Raw genomic sequence first — 16,750 nt, 5'->3', positions numbered from 1 at the left:
GGCGTCCAACGTTCTGTAGGCGCATCCGGCTCAGACCACTGGGGGGCTGAGACAGCCGGTGCGCAATGATCGAAGGAGCACTCGTGACCGCACCGTCGGCCGGAGCAGGGTCCGGCAATTCGAATGGCTTGAGCACAGATGTCGCCACCATGGAGGTGGTCGCGGGGCAACTCCAAGATTCCCGTAACGAACTCGTGGGGATCCTTCGAGTGCTCGGCGACGTCGTGCAGTCGGCACCGTCGGTGTGGCGGGGCGTCTCGGCGACGAAGTTCGCCGGAATCATGGAGCGCTGGAACATCAACAACACCAACCTGACCGCCGCACTCGACGAACTTGCGGAAGCGGTCCGGACCAGCGGTCGCTCCTACGAGGCGACCGAACAGGAGAACGCGCGGGCGCTCGGCGCCGTCGACCCCGGCGCCGGTTCCCTTCTCAACGGTTCGTTCTGACCTCGGTCCGTCCCGCATTCCGAATCCAGCAAAGGAGCACGAGCAGTGTCAGTCGATGGTGGAACCGAGATATTCCAGAATTTTGCGGGTGTCGCAGATCTGCATTCGCGCCTCGTTTCGGGCGAGAAGGCGATCAGGGACACCCTCGATCGCATCGAGGCGCAGGTAGCGCCGTTGGTGTCCACGTGGAGTGGTGAGGCTCAGGCCGACTACGTGGCGACCCAGCAGAGATGGAACCGGGCGGAAGCCGGGCTCATCCAGGTGCTGCAGGACATCGGCCGGATCGTGTCGAGCGGAAACGACGACATGCAGGCGACCGAGCGACGGAACCAGGCTCGCTTCCCGGGGTGACACCCGGGTGCGTCCGGTGGGTGAAGGGGAGGGCCCACGGGCACAGCGTCCCGGTGGTGGAGAGGCCGCCGGGACGTCGTGCCGTCCGGACGCGTTTTGACCTATCGGGCGCTGCGCCGGTAAAGTGGTTCCTCGGCGTGTCGTACGTCGTCGCTGTCTCGTGCACGGCGAACATCTCATCCCGGGTCTCAACTGGCCGCCGGGTGGGACCATCGGCGACATGCGGGCCAGCAGCGAAAACGATAGACGAGGAAATTCTGTGTCTACGTACACACCGAAGGCCAGCGAGCTGACCCACGAGTGGCACGTCATCGACGCCACCGACGTGGTCCTCGGCCGCCTCGCGGTGCAGGCGGCAAACCTGCTCCGTGGCAAGCACAAGCCCACCTTTGCTCCGCACATGGACGGCGGTGATTTCGTCGTCATCATCAACGCCGACAAGGTCGCCATCTCCGGCAACAAGCGGACCGACAAGTTCCTGTACCACCACTCCGGTTACCCGGGTGGCCTGCGGGGTCGTTCGGTCGGCGAGGTTCTCGACAAGAACCCCGATCGTCTCGTGGAGAAGGCCGTCACCGGCATGCTCCCGAAGAACAAGCTCGGCCGCGCCATCGCCAAGAAGCTGAAGGTCTACGCGGGCCCGAACCATCCCCACGCCGCGCAGCAGCCGGTGCCGTTCGAGATCAAGCAGGTGGCACAGTGACGACGCCCGAGGAACAGAACGAGAACGTGACGAACGTCGAAGAGTTCGCCGACAACGTCGAGGTCGCTGCAGACGAGTACGTGGCCGAAGAGGCTGTTGCGGAGCCCGTGGCTCCGATCGTGCTCGACCGTCCGATCCAGACCGTCGGTCGCCGTAAGGAGGCCGTCGTTCGCGTGCGCCTCATGCCCGGCTCCGGCAACTTCGTCCTCAACGGCCGCACCATCGAGGATTACTTCCCGAACAAGGTGCACCAGCAGCTCGTGAAGTCGCCGCTGGTGACCGTCGAGCGCGCCGAGGGCTTCGACATCCACGCTCGCCTGCATGGTGGCGGCCCGTCCGGCCAGGCCGGCGCGCTGCGTCTCGCCATCGCGCGTGCACTCATCGAGGTCACTCCCGAGGATCGCCCCGCGCTCAAGCGCGCCGGCTTCCTCACGCGTGACCCGCGTGCCGTCGAGCGTAAGAAGTACGGCCTGAAGAAGGCCCGTAAGGCATCTCAGTACTCCAAGCGCTGATGTGTCGCCGATGCTGACCTCGTCAGCCTCGGCACTTGTTCGACCACGAGAGCAGGCGTCGGTAGAGATTCGCTACCGGTGCCTGCTTTCGTGCATTCTGTCTTCCGTCAGATTCCGGGGCCGGTCACACCGTCCCGCGGGACCGGGGAGATATTCGCGGTTGTGACCGCACTGAATATTGAGGGGCGTGTCTATGGGTCGGTTGTTCGGCACCGACGGAGTTCGAGGCTTGGCGAATGCCGAGCTGACGGTCGAATTGGCCCTGCGTCTGGCCGGGGGCGCTGCCGCCGTGCTGGCGCCGGCGGATTCCGGGCAGCGGCCGGTGGCCGTGGTCGGGCGGGACCCGCGAGCGAGCGGTGAGATGCTCGAGGCTGCCGTCACCGCCGGGCTCACCGCAGCCGGCGTCGATGTGCTGTCGGTCGGTGTGCAACCCACTCCCGCAGTCGCGTACCTCACCGGCGCCTACGGCGCCGACCTCGGAGTGATGATCTCCGCGTCGCACAACCCGATGCCCGACAACGGCATCAAGATCTTCGCTGCGGGTGGGCACAAGCTCGAGGATTCGGTGGAGGATCGCATCGAAGCGGTGCTCCAGGGCGAAAACGGATCACCGGCACGCCCCACCGGAGCAGGGATCGGACGCGTCCGGGTCGCCGAAGATGCCGTCGACCGTTATCTCGCACACCTCGCGTCGGCAATGCACCATCCCCTCACGGGTCTGACGGTCGTCGTCGACTGTGCGCACGGTGCGGCATCGCGGGTCGGCCCCGCGGCCTACGAGGCTGCCGGCGCCACCGTGATCGCGATCGGTGCCGATCCCGACGGCCTCAACATCAATCTCGAGTGCGGCTCCACGCACCTCGAAGGCTTGCAGAAGGCCGTGCTCGAGCACGGTGCGGATCTGGGCCTCGCGCACGACGGGGACGCCGACCGGTGTCTCGCTGTGGACGCGTCCGGTGCGGTCGTCGACGGCGACGCCATCATGGCGATCCTGGCGCTGAGCATGCACGAATCAGGTGAACTGCACGACGACACGCTGGTCACCACGGTGATGAGCAACCTCGGCCTGCACCTCGCGATGAAGGACGCCGGAATCGCCGTCCGGACCGTCGGTGTGGGGGATCGCTACGTGCTCGAGGAACTGCGCCGCGGCGGTTTCAGCCTCGGTGGTGAGCAGTCCGGGCACATCGTTCTTCCCGCTTACGGCACGACCGGCGACGGGGTGCTCACCGGACTTCGGTTGATGGAACGGATCGCCGCGACCGGGCGCTCGCTCGCCGAACTGGCTGCGGTGATGACCACCCTCCCGCAGGTGCTCGTCAACGTCCGGGTGCACGACAAGGCGGCGGTGGCGAGCGATCCCACCGTGGCTGCCGCGGTCGCCGAAGCCGAAAAGGAACTCGGCGAGACCGGACGGGTGTTGCTGCGGCCTTCCGGCACAGAGCAACTCGTCCGTGTCATGGTCGAGGCCGCCGACGACAACCATGCCCGTACCCTCGCCGACCGCTTGGCCGAGGTCGTGGCAGGCGTCTGACGCCGACGGTCCCTGCCGGGACCGCACGGAACCCACCGACGCCCCTTCCGGCCCCGTCTCGACGACGGGGAACCGGAGGGGGCGTCGCTGCGTCCAACACGGAGAGACGCAACGCGGGCGGAACGGAGCGGACATGGCACAGGATCGGTTGCGATTCGACGAACAGGGTGTCGCGGCGATCGCCGCCCGATTGGAAGGGTCGGCGGACGACGCAGACCACGAATGCCGCCGCGCTCTCGGCAACCTGGAGTTCGGTCCGGGTGCCGCCGGTGCCCGTTACCGCGCGGGCGGTGCCGTGGTCGAGGAGGGTTTTCGACGCGTGCGCCGGGCGTTCGGAGAATGGACGGCTGCCGTGAACGCGCACGCGGCCGGCTTACGCACGGTCTCCACCACTTACGCCGAGCGCGACGAGGACGCCGCGCACGACCTCACCCGCCTCTCGGAATCCGCTCTCCCGCAACTCGACCGCTGGTCACGATGACTTCGGCGCCCGATCCGGGACGCATTCTGGACGCAGGCGCCGGTGGTCTGACGTTCTTCGCCGAGTACCTCCCGTGCGCGCATCGGTGGGGTACTGCAACGTCGACGTCTGTCGAATCGCTGCGGGAGAGATACGACGAGCAACGCGACCTCGACCTCGCGACGCTCGTCGCCGACGCCTCGGGTCTCACGCGTCTCGCAGATGTGCTCGCCGTCCGCATCGACGAACAGAGCGCGCAGGTGCGAGTCCTGCCCACAGCCTGGGAGGGCAGTGCCGCCGACGGTGCAGTGTCCGGCCTCGATGCCGTCGTCGGCCACGGGTGGGCGTTGCAGAGCGGTGTGGAGGCGTTGTCGCACGCATTGACCGCGGTCGCGGCGAACATCGGTGCTGCCGTAGCCGAGAAGGCGCGCGTCGCCGGGGGTTTCGAGGGGCGCCTCGTGGACGGGCGTACTCCCGACGAGGTCGCGGCAATTCTTGCCGGGGCGACGGGTGAAGCAGGTGGTCCCACTCCCGAACAGGTTTCCCGGTGGTTTTCCTCCGCCGTCGGCGGCGACCCAGTGGACACTGCCGAGCACTGCACGCGGTGGCTCGAGGAGAGGTTCGTACCGGAGATCGACGCTGCGATCTTTGCGTTTCTCCGGGTGTGTGATGACACGGATCGCCTCGTAACGCGCGAATTCGGCTCTCTTGCAATTGTGTTCGATCGGATCGAGTCCGGTGGGCCCGGGGTGCTTTGGGGGAACAGCGGCTCGGCCCCAGGAAGCACGCCACCAGGTTCCGCGGCGGGCGGGCCGCGTTCCGGTCACACAGGCGACCCGGTACGGGCGGGAGTGGACCTCGTCGTCGCAGCGGCCGGACTTGCCGGTGCCGTACTCGATCTGGCCACTTCGGGCGTGCAGGCCGCGACTGCGCTGCTCGACGCCGCCACCGTCCCGCCGTCCGAGCCGACGGCACCGGATGCAGAGCCGTCCGGCACACCGTCGACTCCGGGGGACGGGGGAGAGGTGTCCATCCGAGCAGAGGAACAGCACCAGGTGGCCGTGCCGCAGAACGAGCCGCCGCCTGCCGACACGGCGTCCGACCCGCCATCGCAGGATCTGCCAACGCGGGAAGCCGACGATGTTGCCGTTGTCGGCCGGGGTGACGCGTCCCCGCCGATTCCCGCGTCGGACGGGGAGGCAACCGCCCCGCCGGAGACGCAAGGGAACGGCGTCACTCCGGCGACAATTCCGCCGCCCTCACCCCCGCGCGACAGGTCGAAGTCGTCAGGGGTGCCGACCGTCGTCGGATCGGATCAGTCCGTCGAACAGCCGGAGAACGGTGACGGCGGGGTCGTGCTCGCGGAGGCCGGTCCGCTCTGACTGCGACCGGCAGCACCTGTCGGTGGCGGACCGCCACCGAACGCGATCAGCGCCCGAGAAGAAGGTTGATCTGGCTGCCGAGTTCGCGGTCGATCGAATTCGGATCGAGGAGTGCCGTGGTGCCGGGAAGCTCGCTGGTGGGATCGGAGAAGGCCGCATAGGTCTTGTCGCCGGTCAGGCGGTGGAGCAGGAACCCGGTGAGCAGATACCGGGTGCGCTGCTGGGTGTGACGCTCGTTGCCGCCGATACCGAGCGCGGCCATCATGCGCCGTCCTTCTGCGAGACCGTTGTCGTCGGCCTTGTCCACGACGCGCAGTTGCACGTCGCCGCCCCACGCCTCGGCCACCGCGGCTGCATCGCTGGTCATCGAACCGACGCTCTTCTCGCCGACGAGCACCAAGCCGGGAGCTGTGACGTGCGCCGCAGCGTCGGACGCGCGCGGAGAGGTGGGAGCCGGGTAGAGCGAGGCGACCGCAGCGACCTCGCGGCGGGCGGCGGCCAGCACGGCGGCACCGGCACCGAAGCCGTGGCCGACGAGGGCGAGACGGTCGGGATGGACGCTGATGCGTCCGGTGCCCAGTCGCACTCCGAGGCAGATGTCGAGCGTGGTGAGCAGATCGGTGGAGAGTCCGACAGCGGACGGAACCGGGCCGCGTTCGGTGCTGGGAGCCCCGACGACGATGCCCCACGACGCGAGATGCTCGAACAATGCTGTGTACTTGCCTACACCGGTGAGCCAGCCGTGCCCGAACGCCACCGCCGGCAGATTGAACCCCTCGGCGGGGGTGTAGACCACACCGGGTTGTCCTGCGAGCGACAGGTCGCCGCGCAGCACCGAGTGCGGACCGCGCTTGGACAGTTCCTTAGCCAGGGATTTCGGGTTCGCCGCCACGGCTGAAACGTTAGCGGATACACAGCGGAGCCGGGCTTGCTGTGCCCCGGACGTGCGTGTCGTGCGGGTCCGCGCGCGATGCGTGCAGCGTGTTGCCGGTCTTCCGCCGAGTTGCCGATGAGTTGCAGTCGTTCAGGCCGCGACCAGTACCCTGCTAACCATGTGCGGAATCGTGGGGTATGTAGGGCACCGTCGTGCTCTCGACGTCGTAGTCGAAGCGCTGCGGCGGATGGAGTACCGGGGTTACGACTCGGCCGGAATCGCCATTCTCGACGGTCGAGGCGGCTTGTCGGTGGAGCGAAAGGCCGGACGCCTGGCCAACCTGGAGGCCGAACTCGCCGAGATCGGTGAGGACCACTTCGACGGCACCGCCGGTATGGGCCACACCCGATGGGCGACCCACGGCCGCCCGACGGACCGCAATGCGCATCCCCACCGGGACGTGACCGGCAAGGTCGCGGTCGTGCACAACGGCATCATCGAGAACTTCGCGCCGCTGCGCGAGGAACTCGAGAAGGACGGCGTCGAACTCGCCAGCGACACCGACACCGAGGTCGCCGTGCATCTGGTGGCCCGCGCCTACGCCGAAGGCCCGACCGCGGGCGACTTCGTCGAGAGTGCCCGCAGCGTGCTGCGCCGCCTCGAAGGTGCCTTCACTCTTGTGTTCACCCACGCCGACCATCCGGGCACGATCGTCGCCGCCCGCCGCTCGACCCCGCTGGTCGTCGGCGTCGGCGAGGGAGAGATGTTCGTCGCGTCCGACGTCGCCGCCTTCATCGAGTTCACCCGCAACGCCGTCGAACTGGGCCAGGACCAGGTCGTCGTGATCACCGCGGACTCGTACGAGGTCACCGACTTCGACGGCAACACCGATGTGCGCACCCAGCCGTTCACCATCGACTGGGATCTCGCGGCCGCCGAGAAGGGTGGCCACGACTACTTCATGCTCAAGGAGATCGAGGAGCAGCCCGGCGCGGTCGCCGACACTCTGCGCGGGCACTTCGTCGACAACCGCATCGTGCTCGACGAGCAGCGACTGTCCGATCAGGAACTGCGCGACATCGACAAGGTCTTCGTCGTCGCCTGCGGTAGCTCCTACCACTCCGGCCTGGTCGCGAAGTACGCGATCGAGCACTGGACGCGGCTGCCCGTCGAGGTGGAACTCGCCTCCGAGTTCCGGTACCGCGACCCGGTACTGGACCGCTCGACACTGGTCGTCGCGATCTCGCAGTCGGGTGAGACCGCCGACACCCTCGAAGCGGTGCGGCACGCCAAGGATCAGAAGGCCCGCGTCCTGGCGGTGTGCAACACCAACGGCGCTCAGATCCCCCGCGAGGCGGACGCGGTGTTGTACACCCGTACCGGTCCGGAGATCGGGGTGGCCTCGACGAAGGCATTCCTGGCGCAGATGGCCGCCAACTACCTCGTCGGCCTGGCTCTGGCGCAGGCCCGGGGCACGAAGTACCCTGACGAGGTGGCCCGCGAGTACGAGGATCTCGCGGCGATGCCCGAGAAGATCGCGCAGTTGCTCGAGAGCATGGATGCGGTCCGGCAACTCGCCCGCGACCTGTCCGCCTCGCCCGCAGTGCTGTTCCTGGGCCGGCATGTCGGATATCCGGTCGCGCTCGAAGGTGCTCTCAAGCTCAAGGAACTGGCGTACATGCACGCCGAAGGGTTCGCCGCCGGTGAACTCAAGCACGGTCCGATCGCGCTGATCGAGGACGGTCTGCCGGTCATCGTGGTCATGCCGTCGCCGAAGGGCCGGGCGGTGCTGCACAGCAAACTGCTCAGCAACATCCGGGAGATCCAGGCGCGTGGTGCGGTGACCGTGGTGATCGCGGAGGAGGGCGACGAGACCGTGCGTCCGTTCGCCGATCATCTCGTGGAGATTCCGTCGGCGCCGTCGCTGCTGCAGCCGTTGTTGTCGACCGTGCCGTTGCAGGTGTTCGCGGCCGAGGTCGCGCAGGCGCGTGGGTACGACGTCGACAAGCCCCGCAACCTCGCGAAGTCCGTGACCGTCGAGTAGGCCCGACCACTCGGCCGACCGGCACGAGGGTTCCAGGAGGGGCGATGCGCAGGTACTACCCGTGTGAGACCGTGCGGGCCGCGGAGGCGCCGCTGCTGGCCTCGCTGCCCGACGGCACGCTGATGCGCCGGGCGGCGCACGGACTGGCGACCGTCGTAGCCGCAGAGTTGCGTGCCCTCACCGGGGGTGTTGCGGGCCGGCGGGTGGTTCTGCTCGTGGGCTCGGGTGACAACGGTGGGGACGCTCTGTGGGCGGGCACCTTCCTGCGTCGACGTGGCTGCGCGGTGACGGCACTGCTGCTCGATCCGGAACGCGCACACCCGGCGGGCCTTGCCGCCTTGAAGTCGGCCGGTGGCCGTGCCCTGCCGGCACGGCCGGAGCATCTCGGCGAACCGGACCTGGTGATCGACGGCATCGTCGGGATCTCCGGCCGCGGACCTCTGCGTCCCGCCGCCGCCGAGATCGTCGACGCGATCACCGCACCGATCGTCGCGGTCGACACACCGAGCGGCGTCGACCCCGATACCGGGGCAGTGGAAGGTCCCGCGGTCACCTCCGCCGTCACCGTCGCGTTCGGAGCCTTCAAGCCGGTCCACGCGCTCGCTTCCCCCCGCTGCGGCCGGGTCGAATTCGTCGACATCGGTCTCGATCTACCCGAATCCGATCTGGTCGCGGCCGAACCTGCCGAGGTGGGAGCGATCTGGCCGGTGCCGGGCCCGGACGACGACAAGTACAGCCAGGGCGTGGTGGGGGTGTCCGCGGGGAGCGCGAAATACCCCGGGGCGGCCGTGCTGTGCGCGGGGGCGGCAGTCGCCGCGACCTCCGGCATGGTCCGTTACGCAGGTTCCGCGTCGGCCGAAGTGCTCGCCCACCGGCCCGAGGTGGTGGCGGCGCCCTCCATCGCGGACGCCGGTCGCGTGCAGGCGTGGGTCGTCGGCCCCGGCGGTGGCACCGGCACCGAAGCCGAGGAGACCCTGCGCACGATTCTTGCCACCGATCTGCCGGTGCTCGTCGACGCCGACGGGCTCACCGTGGTCGCGCGCAACCCCGATCTGGTTCGGGGGCGCGCGGCCCCGACCCTGCTCACCCCTCACGCGGGAGAGTTCGCCCGGCTCACCGGATCTCGGCCCGAACCGGATCGTGTCGCGGCGGTGCGTGCCCTCGCCGCGGAGTGGGGTGTGCACGTCCTGCTCAAGGGACACGCGACGCTGATCGCACGACCCGACGGCCACGTCTTCGTCAACGACGCCGGAGGGTCGTGGGCGTCGACGGCGGGAGCGGGCGACGTGCTTTCCGGCACGATCGGGGCGCTGCTGTCGTCCGGGATGCCCGTCGACCTGGCGGCCGCTGCCGGCGCCCGCGCCCACGCGCTGGCGGCGAACCTCGCTGCCCGCGCCGGTACGCCGGGGGAGGGGTGGTCGGAGGTTTCTGCGGCGCCCGTGTCGGCGAGCGCCATCCTGGCCGCACTGCACGATGCCGTGCGGTTGCTTCGTACCTATATGCCCGAATCGTGACGCGACGCGCCGGACCACGACGTTCACCGGAATTCGCGCAGTGGCAGGATCGAGAGACGTGACCACGACCCAGCACACTTTGCCTTCAGCCCGAAATGCCCGTCCGCAAGCGGAGGCGCTCATCGATCTGGACGCGGTCACCTACAACGTCCGCCGCCTTCAGGAGTTCGCGGGAGACGCCGCGATCATGGCCGTCGTCAAGGCCGATGCGTACAACCACGGGGCCGTCCCGGTCGCGCGGGCAGCCCTGGCCGCCGGCGCCCGTGAACTCGGCGTCACCACGCTCGGTGAGGCCCTCGAACTGCGCGCCGCAGGGATCGAAGCGCCGGTGCTGTCCTGGCTGCACGCCTCGGACGCGGACTTCGGACCTGCGATCGCGGCGAACGTCGAACTCGGCGTCTCCTCACCCCGACATCTCGACTCGATCGTCAGGGCGGCGAAGGCGGTCGGGGTGACCGCCTCGGTCGCGGTGAAGGTCGACACCGGCCTCAACCGCAACGGCGTCGCCCGCGACGAATGGGACGTGTTCGTCGAAGACCTTGCGCGCGCCCAGGCCGAGGGCGCGGTCCGCCTGCGCGGCGTGTTCTCCCATCTCGCGCACGGGGACGAACCCGAACACCGCGTCAACGGTGAGCAGCGTGACCGTCTGGCCGAGGCCGTCGCGGATCTGCGGCGCCGGTCGTTGTCTCCCGAGGTGGTGCATCTGGCGAACTCCGCGGCCACGCTCACCCGTCCTGACCTGCGATTCGATATGGTTCGGCCCGGAATCGCGATGTACGGTCTGACACCGATTCCGGAACGCGGCGACTTCGGGTTCCGTCCGGTGATGACGGTACGGACGAAGGTGATTCTCGTGAAGAAGGTCGAAGCAGGGTCCGGTGTGTCGTACGGGCACAGCTGGATCGCTCCCACCGACACCACTGTGGCTCTTCTGCCGATGGGCTATGCGGACGGCATCCGCCGCAATCTCAGCGGACGCATCGAGGTGCAGATCGGCGGTCGCCGCCACCCGCAGATCGGCCGGATCTGCATGGACCAGGTCGTTGTCGATCTCGGACCGGACGGTGCCGGAGTAAACGAAGGCGACGAGGCGTTGTTCTTCGGAGACGGTCGACACGGTGAGCCCGGTGCTCAGGATTGGGCCGACAAGCTCGACACGATCAACTACGAGATCGTGACCGGGATCGGCGGTCGCACCGTACGCACCTATGTCGGAGGCGAAGGGAGCGTGACGCCATGACGGTCCTGGGCCGGATGGGCACGCTCGGTTCGAGCCTGATCACGCTTGCGTCGTCGGCGGGGCTCTACGCGGTACGCACCGCGGGAATGCCGGCCCACGAGGTGTACGGCGACGAAGACTTCGACGCCATTCTGCGGTTGCCGAAAAAGGTGGTCGACGCCGAGGACGGCGTTCCGCTCGTGGTCCGCGAGGCCGGATCTCCCTTCGCGCCGCTCACCGTCGTCTTCGTACACGGTTACTGCCTGCGGATGCAGTCGTGGCACATGCAGTACCGGCACATCGCCGAGCGCTGGGGTCGCGACGTGCGGATGGTGTTCTTCGACCAGCGGGGACACGGCGAGTCCGGTGCCTCGGGATCGAGATCGTGCACGATCGCGCAGCTCGGCCGCGACCTCGGCCGCGTCATCGATGCGACGGCCCCGACCGGCCCCGTGGTGGTCGTCGGACATTCGATGGGCGGGATGACCGCCATCGCACTGGCCGCGCAGCGTCCCGAACTGTTCGGGTCACGGGTGGACGGCGTCGGTCTGCTCGCCACCACCGCAGCCGGGCTCAGCAAGACCGGGATCGGGCGGAACCTCGACAATCCGGTCATCGACGCGTTCCGGTTCGCGGCACGCACGGCCCCGGGTTTCGTCCAGCAGGCACGAGGCATGGCCCGCGCGATTGTGTCGCCGATCCTTCGTGCCGCGTCGTACGGCACCGTGGTCAGCCCCCGTCTGATCCGGTTGTCGGATCGGATGCTCGACGAGACGCCGGTGCTCACCATCGTGAACTTCCTGCGCACCCTCGAACGGCACGACGAGTCTGCGGCGCTCCCGGTGCTCGGCACCGTGCCGGTCCTGGTGCTCTCCGGCGATGCCGACATGGTGATCCCGTACGCAAGCTCCGAGGACCTCGCCGCGACGCTCCCCGACGTCGAACTCGAGCGGGTGCGAGGGGCGGGTCATCTCGTACAACTCGAATTCCCCGAAGTAGTCAACCGGGCTGTGGACCGGCTCATCCAGCGCGGCTTCGCGCACGACGTATCGACCAGGCAGGCCGCAATTGTCTGAGGACCAGGACCGGGAAGCCGGACCGCACAGCATCGAACTGAACACGGTGGAGGACACGGAAGCGTTCGGACGGCGGCTCGCCGCCGACCTGCGCGCGGGGGACCTGGTGGTTCTCGACGGTCCACTCGGAGCGGGCAAAACCGCACTGACCCGCGGAATCGCCGCAGGCCTCGGGGTGCAGGGACGCGTCACGTCACCGACCTTCGTGATCGCTCGCGAACACCGCCCGGGTACGGGCGACGGCCGGCCGCCCGTCGGACTGGTGCACGTGGACGCGTACCGCCTCGGCAGCGGACCCCGCGCCCTCGACGAACTCGACGCGCTCGACCTCGACACCGATCTGGCGGACGCGGTGGTGGTCGTGGAGTGGGGTGAGGGACTGGTAGAGACGCTCACCGACCGGCATCTGCGGGTGCGTTTGCGTCGCGATCCCGAGAGTGATGTCCGCCGCGCGGAGTGGACCTGGGTGGGATGACCACCCCGCACGGCGCGTACGCTGGTACATCGTGCTCGTGCTCGCTGTCGATACCGCCACCCCTGCCGTGACCTCCGGACTCGTCCGTCTCGGTGGTGACGGAGTCTGGCCGGAAACCCTGGCGGCGCGCGTGACCGAGAATCCCCGCGCACACGCGGAGGTCCTCACTCCCCAGATTCTCGAGTGCCTCGCCGAGGCCGGGCACACGCCGGCAGAACTCGATGCGATCGTCGTCGGTGTGGGCCCCGGTCCGTTCACCGGCCTGCGGGTGGGAATGGTGACAGCCGCCGCGTTCGGCGATGCGCTCGGCGTTCCTGTGTACGGGGTGTGCACGCTCGACGCGATCGCCGCCGACGCGCGACGTCCCGACGCCGACGCCGACGCCGACGGCGGGGACCTGCTCGTCGTCACCGACGCCCGCCGCCGGGAGATCTACTGGGCCCGGTACAAGCAGGATCAGCGCGTCGAGGGACCGGAAGTCCGCAAGCCCGCCGAGGTCACCGCGGCGCCGTCGGTACGGGTCGCCGGTTCGGCGTCGCACACGGCACTGTTCGATTTGCCCGTGGTGGACGTGCAGTCTCCTTCCCCCGCAGGTCTGGTCGCGGTCGCGGCGGAGGCGGTTCGGTCCGGTGCGGACCCGGAACCGCTGGTTCCGCTGTACCTGCGCCGGCCCGATGCGGTGGAGACTGCGGACCGGCGAGCATGACCCCCACGACGATCGATGCGCTGACTCCGGACGACGCCGAGCGGTGCGCAGAACTCGAGAAGATCCTGTTTCCGGGTGACGGTCCGTGGAGTGCGGCCGCGTTCCGCTCTGCGTTGGCGTCGCCGTCCAACCATTACGTCGCGGCGCGGGACGAGGACGGCCGCATGGTGGGCTATGCCGGCCTCGCCCGCCTGGGCACTGCCGTCTTCCCCGAATCCGAGGTCCACACCATCGGTGTCGATCCCACCGTCCGCCGCCGAGGGGTCGGTGGAGCACTGCTCGCGGACCTGCTCGCGGTCGCCGATCGATGGGGTGGACCGGTGTTCCTCGAAGTGCGCACCGACAACGATGCCGCGATCGCGCTCTACCGGCGCGAGGGCTTCGAGATCGTGGGCACCAGAAAGAACTACTACCAGCCGAGCGGCGCGGACGCGTACACCATGAAGCGTCCGGACCCGCGAGAGGAGCGACAACCGTGACCACGGGAAGCGCACTGCCGAAGAACCCCATCGTGATGGGGATCGAGAGTTCGTGCGACGAGACCGGTGTGGGCATCGTGCGGTGGACCGGTGACGGCACCCTCGAACTTCTCGCCGACGAAGTTGCCTCGAGCGTCGACGAGCACGCCCGCTTCGGCGGCGTCGTGCCGGAGATCGCGTCCAGAGCCCATCTCGAAGCGATGGTGCCGACGATGCGACGCGCACTCGCCGCCGCCGGCATCGACAAGCCCGACGCGGTGTGTGTGACGATCGGCCCGGGGCTTGCCGGTGCCCTGCTCGTCGGAGTCGCTGCCGCGAAGGCGTACGCGGCAGCGTGGGATGTGCCGTTCTATGCGATCAACCATCTCGGTGGGCACGTCGCGGTCGACACCCTCGAGCACGGGCCGATGCCGCCGTGCGTGGCGTTGCTCGTCTCCGGTGGGCACACCCACCTGCTGCACGTCGAGGACATCGGCAAACCCATCGTGGAACTCGGTACTACCGTCGACGATGCCGCAGGCGAAGCGTTCGACAAGGTCGCCCGGTTGCTCGGTCTCGGCTATCCCGGTGGACCCGAGGTGGATCGCCTTGCGCGGGAAGGCGACCGGACGGCCGTAGTGTTCCCGCGTGGCATGACCGGCTCGCGCGACGCCCGTCACGACTTCTCGTTCTCCGGACTCAAGACCGCCGTGGCACGTTTCGTCGAGGCGAAACAGCGCGCGGGCGAACCGGTCCCGGTCGCCGACGTCGCCGCCGGTTTCCAGGAGGCGGTCGCCGACGTGCTCACCATGAAGGCGATCCGGGCGGCAAAGGATCTCGGCGTCGATACCCTCGTGCTCGGTGGTGGGGCGACAGCGAACAGCCGGCTGCGGGAACTCGCGGAAGAGCGGTGCGCGGCTGCGGGTATGACGCTGCGGGTGCCCCGCCCGAAACTGTGCACGGACAACGGCGTCATGATCGCAGCGCTCGGCGCGCATCTGATCGCCGGCGGTGCGGCACCGTCGGCACTGGGCGCGGCGACCGATCCCGGCCTGTCCGTGTCCGTGTCACAGGTGTCCGCCTGACCGCTGCGGTGATCAGTCGGTGCTGCCGACGCTTCCCTCCGGCAGTTGAACGTCCGCGGTACCGGACGCAGGCGCGATCCCGGTCTCCTGCGCGGGCGGTGTCTCGGGCGTCCCGTCCGGATTGGTCGGAGAGGTGGGCGACGGAGCGATCTCGGGCGAGGTCGGTTCCGTTGCCGGAGGCTCGCTGGGCTCCGGTGACACCGGGTGCGGACTCGTCTCGACGGGAGGCGTCGTGTCGTCCGTGCCGGGCAGATCCGATGGGTCCGGCGTCGTCGTGCTCGGCGGTGCCGTGGTGGTGTCGCGATCCGCGAAGGTCTCGTCGGGTGACACTTCGGGCGTGGGCACCTGATCGATGGGGGTCGGAGTGACCGTGGTCGCGCCCACCCGGAGATCGGTAGTGCTCCGCTGAGGTTCGAGCGTCACCGGCGGGAGAAGATCCGTGGTCGGCATCGGCGGAATCTGCTCGGACGTGAGCGTCGAGATCGGCAACGAGTCCGGATCCTGGGACGGAATCACGGCCTCGGAGGAGGCGGGGGCTGCCTCGTCCACCGGGGGTACCGTTTCGCTCGTTCCCAACGGCGACACCGGCCCACCGATGTGCTCCCGATCCGCGAAGTGTTCGGTCGCGAAGCCGGCAAGGACCGCGCTCAGCACGAGTACGCCGGCGATCGTGCCCGCGAGTCGTCCTTCGGACCCCGTGCGATGGTGCTTCGACGACCCGACCAACGGATACGACGTAGCTTCGGGGGAGTCGCCGATGAGTGCGGCGCCCTGAGCCGCTGCGGACGCCGGTTCGGCGATGCGCACGATCTCACCGTCGAAGACCTCTGTGATCGCGTCGGCGAGGGAGGAGACTCCGGCGGTGCCGCCCACCAACGCGAGGGTGCGTGGTCGCGGTGACGATCCGGTGCACATCCGGCGCGTGAAGCCGGCCGCCGTGTCGGCGAGGTCGGCACTGAGTTCGTGGAGATCGCCGCGGGTCAGTGTGACCGACGCCTCGGGCCCTGCCTCTGCGATGTCGATCCTGGCGACCTCCGCGGTGGTCAAGACCTCCTGTGCGCCCTGGCAACGGGCCGCGAGCAGTCCGGGGTCGATCTGTCGACGGGTGCGCATCGTGCGCGTGGAGCGGAGGACCCGGTCGTAGATACGGGTGCCGAGTGCGTTGCCGCTGACCTCTTCGGTCCGGGCGGAACGCAGGACGGTGCCGGTCTCCTGGTCGAGGACGGACACGGTGGTGCCGGTCGCGCCGAGATCTGCGATCGCGACGGTGCCCGGCTCGGAGCGAACCCCGACTGTGCGGAGGAATGCGAGAACCGCGGCGGTTTCGGGGACGAGCCGGACGTGTCGTCCCTCGCGTTCGGCGGCTGATCGAATGGTCTCGGCTTGTTCGTCGGTGCGGTACGCGACGTTGACGACGGGACGGTCCACCAGGTGCGCGCATATCTGGGAGACAGCGTCGAGCACAAGATCACCGAGGTCTCGGCCCGGGTCGGAATCGGCAGCCAGCCGGCGGTACTCGGTGGTGGGTCCGGTCGGGGTATCGACCCGAAGGGCCGAACCGACGCCTGACGCTCCCACGGAGATGCCTAGCGACGTGGGCATAGTTCACCTCTCGTGCGTCACAGGTGCTCGGACGGGGTTGTTTCCCTCTCTCTGGTCACCTGTAGTCACGCTCTCGATTTCGTTATCCAACCGTAACATAAATCTGCATGTCGGGGCTTGTAGGCGTGTCGGCACTGTCGCCCCTTGAGCGCTGGCACTCTCATGTATAGAGTGCTAGTGACACCGAGCGTTGATCCGGCACCCGCGACGACGGATCTGCGTGCGGCGTCACCGTGGTGACTGAACAACCCCGCGTCCGAGGACATCCTGAGCCTCGGACCCAAAAACCCCTGAAAGTGGAGGGCT

17 protein-coding genes are annotated in these 16,750 nt (G+C 68.7%); 15 read left to right on the top strand and 2 right to left on the bottom strand.

The window, feature by feature from the left end:
* The first annotated feature begins 83 nt into the window (after positions 1-83).
* From AC0B44_RS07415 to AC0B44_RS07385, 7 genes are all read left to right on the top strand, one after another.
* On the top strand, positions 84-449 hold the full coding sequence (locus AC0B44_RS07415; RefSeq protein WP_471902283.1) for a WXG100 family type VII secretion target: 366 nt from the start codon (positions 84-86) through the stop codon (positions 447-449).
* Positions 450-494: 45 nt separating this feature from the next.
* Positions 495-800 carry a WXG100 family type VII secretion target gene (locus tag AC0B44_RS07410; RefSeq protein ID WP_471902282.1) on the top strand — a complete coding sequence of 102 codons (306 nt, stop codon included), beginning with the start codon at positions 495-497 and terminating at the stop codon, positions 798-800.
* 259 nt (positions 801-1,059) lie between these two features.
* Positions 1,060-1,503: a 50S ribosomal protein L13 gene (rplM, locus tag AC0B44_RS07405; protein WP_169619942.1), complete on the top strand. Its 444-nt coding sequence runs from the start codon at positions 1,060-1,062 to the stop codon at positions 1,501-1,503.
* Complete coding sequence (gene rpsI / locus AC0B44_RS07400) at positions 1,500-2,015, top strand: 30S ribosomal protein S9 (protein ID WP_471902281.1); 516 nt, start codon at positions 1,500-1,502, stop codon at positions 2,013-2,015. The genes rplM and rpsI overlap by 4 nt, the downstream gene beginning before the upstream one ends.
* A 193-nt stretch (positions 2,016-2,208) precedes the next feature.
* Positions 2,209-3,549: a phosphoglucosamine mutase gene (gene glmM, locus AC0B44_RS07395; RefSeq protein ID WP_471902280.1), complete on the top strand. Its 1,341-nt coding sequence runs from the start codon at positions 2,209-2,211 to the stop codon at positions 3,547-3,549.
* A 133-nt stretch (positions 3,550-3,682) separates the two neighbouring features.
* Positions 3,683-4,030: a hypothetical protein gene (locus AC0B44_RS07390; protein ID WP_471902279.1), complete on the top strand. Its 348-nt coding sequence runs from the start codon at positions 3,683-3,685 to the stop codon at positions 4,028-4,030.
* Positions 4,027-5,391, top strand: coding sequence for a hypothetical protein (locus AC0B44_RS07385; RefSeq protein ID WP_471902278.1), 1,365 nt, complete (start codon positions 4,027-4,029; stop codon positions 5,389-5,391). The genes AC0B44_RS07390 and AC0B44_RS07385 overlap by 4 nt, the downstream gene beginning before the upstream one ends.
* Before the next feature lie 46 nt (positions 5,392-5,437).
* Here AC0B44_RS07385 and AC0B44_RS07380 read toward each other — a convergent pair whose 3' ends face one another.
* The gene (locus tag AC0B44_RS07380; RefSeq protein ID WP_471902277.1) at positions 5,438-6,283 is read right to left on the bottom strand and encodes a dienelactone hydrolase family protein; all 846 of its coding nucleotides are present in this window, start codon (positions 6,281-6,283) and stop codon (positions 5,438-5,440) included.
* Between the two features lie 160 nt (positions 6,284-6,443).
* Between AC0B44_RS07380 and glmS the strand changes: the two genes are divergently transcribed.
* Genes glmS through tsaD form a run of 8 tightly spaced genes read left to right on the top strand, consistent with a single transcriptional unit; the run spans position 6,444 to position 14,842 of the window.
* On the top strand, positions 6,444-8,309 hold the full coding sequence (gene glmS, locus AC0B44_RS07375; protein WP_471902276.1) for a glutamine--fructose-6-phosphate transaminase (isomerizing): 1,866 nt from the start codon (positions 6,444-6,446) through the stop codon (positions 8,307-8,309).
* A 44-nt stretch (positions 8,310-8,353) separates the two neighbouring features.
* On the top strand, positions 8,354-9,823 hold the full coding sequence (locus tag AC0B44_RS07370) for an NAD(P)H-hydrate dehydratase (protein WP_471902275.1): 1,470 nt from the start codon (positions 8,354-8,356) through the stop codon (positions 9,821-9,823).
* Positions 9,824-9,881: 58 nt separating this feature from the next.
* Positions 9,882-11,063 (top strand): alanine racemase, encoded by a 1,182-nt coding sequence (gene alr, locus AC0B44_RS07365; protein WP_471902274.1) that lies wholly within the window; start codon positions 9,882-9,884, stop codon positions 11,061-11,063.
* Positions 11,060-12,118, top strand: coding sequence for an alpha/beta fold hydrolase (locus tag AC0B44_RS07360; RefSeq protein ID WP_471902273.1), 1,059 nt, complete (start codon positions 11,060-11,062; stop codon positions 12,116-12,118). Before alr ends, AC0B44_RS07360 begins: the two co-directional genes overlap by 4 nt.
* Positions 12,111-12,593 (top strand): tRNA (adenosine(37)-N6)-threonylcarbamoyltransferase complex ATPase subunit type 1 TsaE, encoded by a 483-nt coding sequence (tsaE, locus tag AC0B44_RS07355; RefSeq protein ID WP_471902272.1) that lies wholly within the window; start codon positions 12,111-12,113, stop codon positions 12,591-12,593. Before AC0B44_RS07360 ends, tsaE begins: the two co-directional genes overlap by 8 nt.
* A gap of 31 nt (positions 12,594-12,624) precedes the next feature.
* Positions 12,625-13,299 carry a tRNA (adenosine(37)-N6)-threonylcarbamoyltransferase complex dimerization subunit type 1 TsaB gene (gene tsaB / locus AC0B44_RS07350; RefSeq protein ID WP_471902271.1) on the top strand — a complete coding sequence of 225 codons (675 nt, stop codon included), beginning with the start codon at positions 12,625-12,627 and terminating at the stop codon, positions 13,297-13,299.
* On the top strand, positions 13,296-13,778 hold the full coding sequence (rimI, locus tag AC0B44_RS07345) for a ribosomal protein S18-alanine N-acetyltransferase (RefSeq protein ID WP_471902270.1): 483 nt from the start codon (positions 13,296-13,298) through the stop codon (positions 13,776-13,778). Before tsaB ends, rimI begins: the two co-directional genes overlap by 4 nt.
* Before the next feature lie 35 nt (positions 13,779-13,813).
* Positions 13,814-14,842 (top strand): tRNA (adenosine(37)-N6)-threonylcarbamoyltransferase complex transferase subunit TsaD, encoded by a 1,029-nt coding sequence (gene tsaD / locus AC0B44_RS07340; RefSeq protein ID WP_471902325.1) that lies wholly within the window; start codon positions 13,814-13,816, stop codon positions 14,840-14,842.
* A 12-nt stretch (positions 14,843-14,854) separates the two neighbouring features.
* Here the strand turns inward: tsaD and AC0B44_RS07335 are convergent, their stop codons facing one another.
* Complete coding sequence (locus AC0B44_RS07335; protein ID WP_471902269.1) at positions 14,855-16,444, bottom strand: Hsp70 family protein; 1,590 nt, start codon at positions 16,442-16,444, stop codon at positions 14,855-14,857.
* Between the last annotated feature and the right edge of the window lie 306 nt (positions 16,445-16,750).

It is taken from the genome of Rhodococcus sp. NPDC019050 (assembly GCF_055664235.1).
This window is presented reverse-complemented; position numbering and strand designations above follow the sequence as displayed.

Bases quoted from the DNA above. Each gene is read 5' to 3' on its own strand.
- glmM (WP_471902280.1), top strand. From the start codon at position 2,209: ATGGGTCGGTTGTTCGGCACCGACGGAGTTCGAGGCTTGGCGAATGCC.
- AC0B44_RS07370 (WP_471902275.1), top strand. From the start codon at position 8,354: ATGCGCAGGTACTACCCGTGTGAGACCGTGCGGGCCGCGGAGGCGCCG.
- rimI (WP_471902270.1), top strand. From the start codon at position 13,296: ATGACCCCCACGACGATCGATGCGCTGACTCCGGACGACGCCGAGCGG.
- AC0B44_RS07360 (WP_471902273.1), top strand. From the start codon at position 11,060: ATGACGGTCCTGGGCCGGATGGGCACGCTCGGTTCGAGCCTGATCACG.
- tsaD (WP_471902325.1), top strand. From the start codon at position 13,814: ATGGGGATCGAGAGTTCGTGCGACGAGACCGGTGTGGGCATCGTGCGG.
- AC0B44_RS07335 (WP_471902269.1), bottom strand. From the start codon at position 16,444: ATGCCCACGTCGCTAGGCATCTCCGTGGGAGCGTCAGGCGTCGGTTCG.
- AC0B44_RS07385 (WP_471902278.1), top strand. From the start codon at position 4,027: ATGACTTCGGCGCCCGATCCGGGACGCATTCTGGACGCAGGCGCCGGT.
- AC0B44_RS07390 (WP_471902279.1), top strand. From the start codon at position 3,683: ATGGCACAGGATCGGTTGCGATTCGACGAACAGGGTGTCGCGGCGATC.
- glmS (WP_471902276.1), top strand. From the start codon at position 6,444: ATGTGCGGAATCGTGGGGTATGTAGGGCACCGTCGTGCTCTCGACGTC.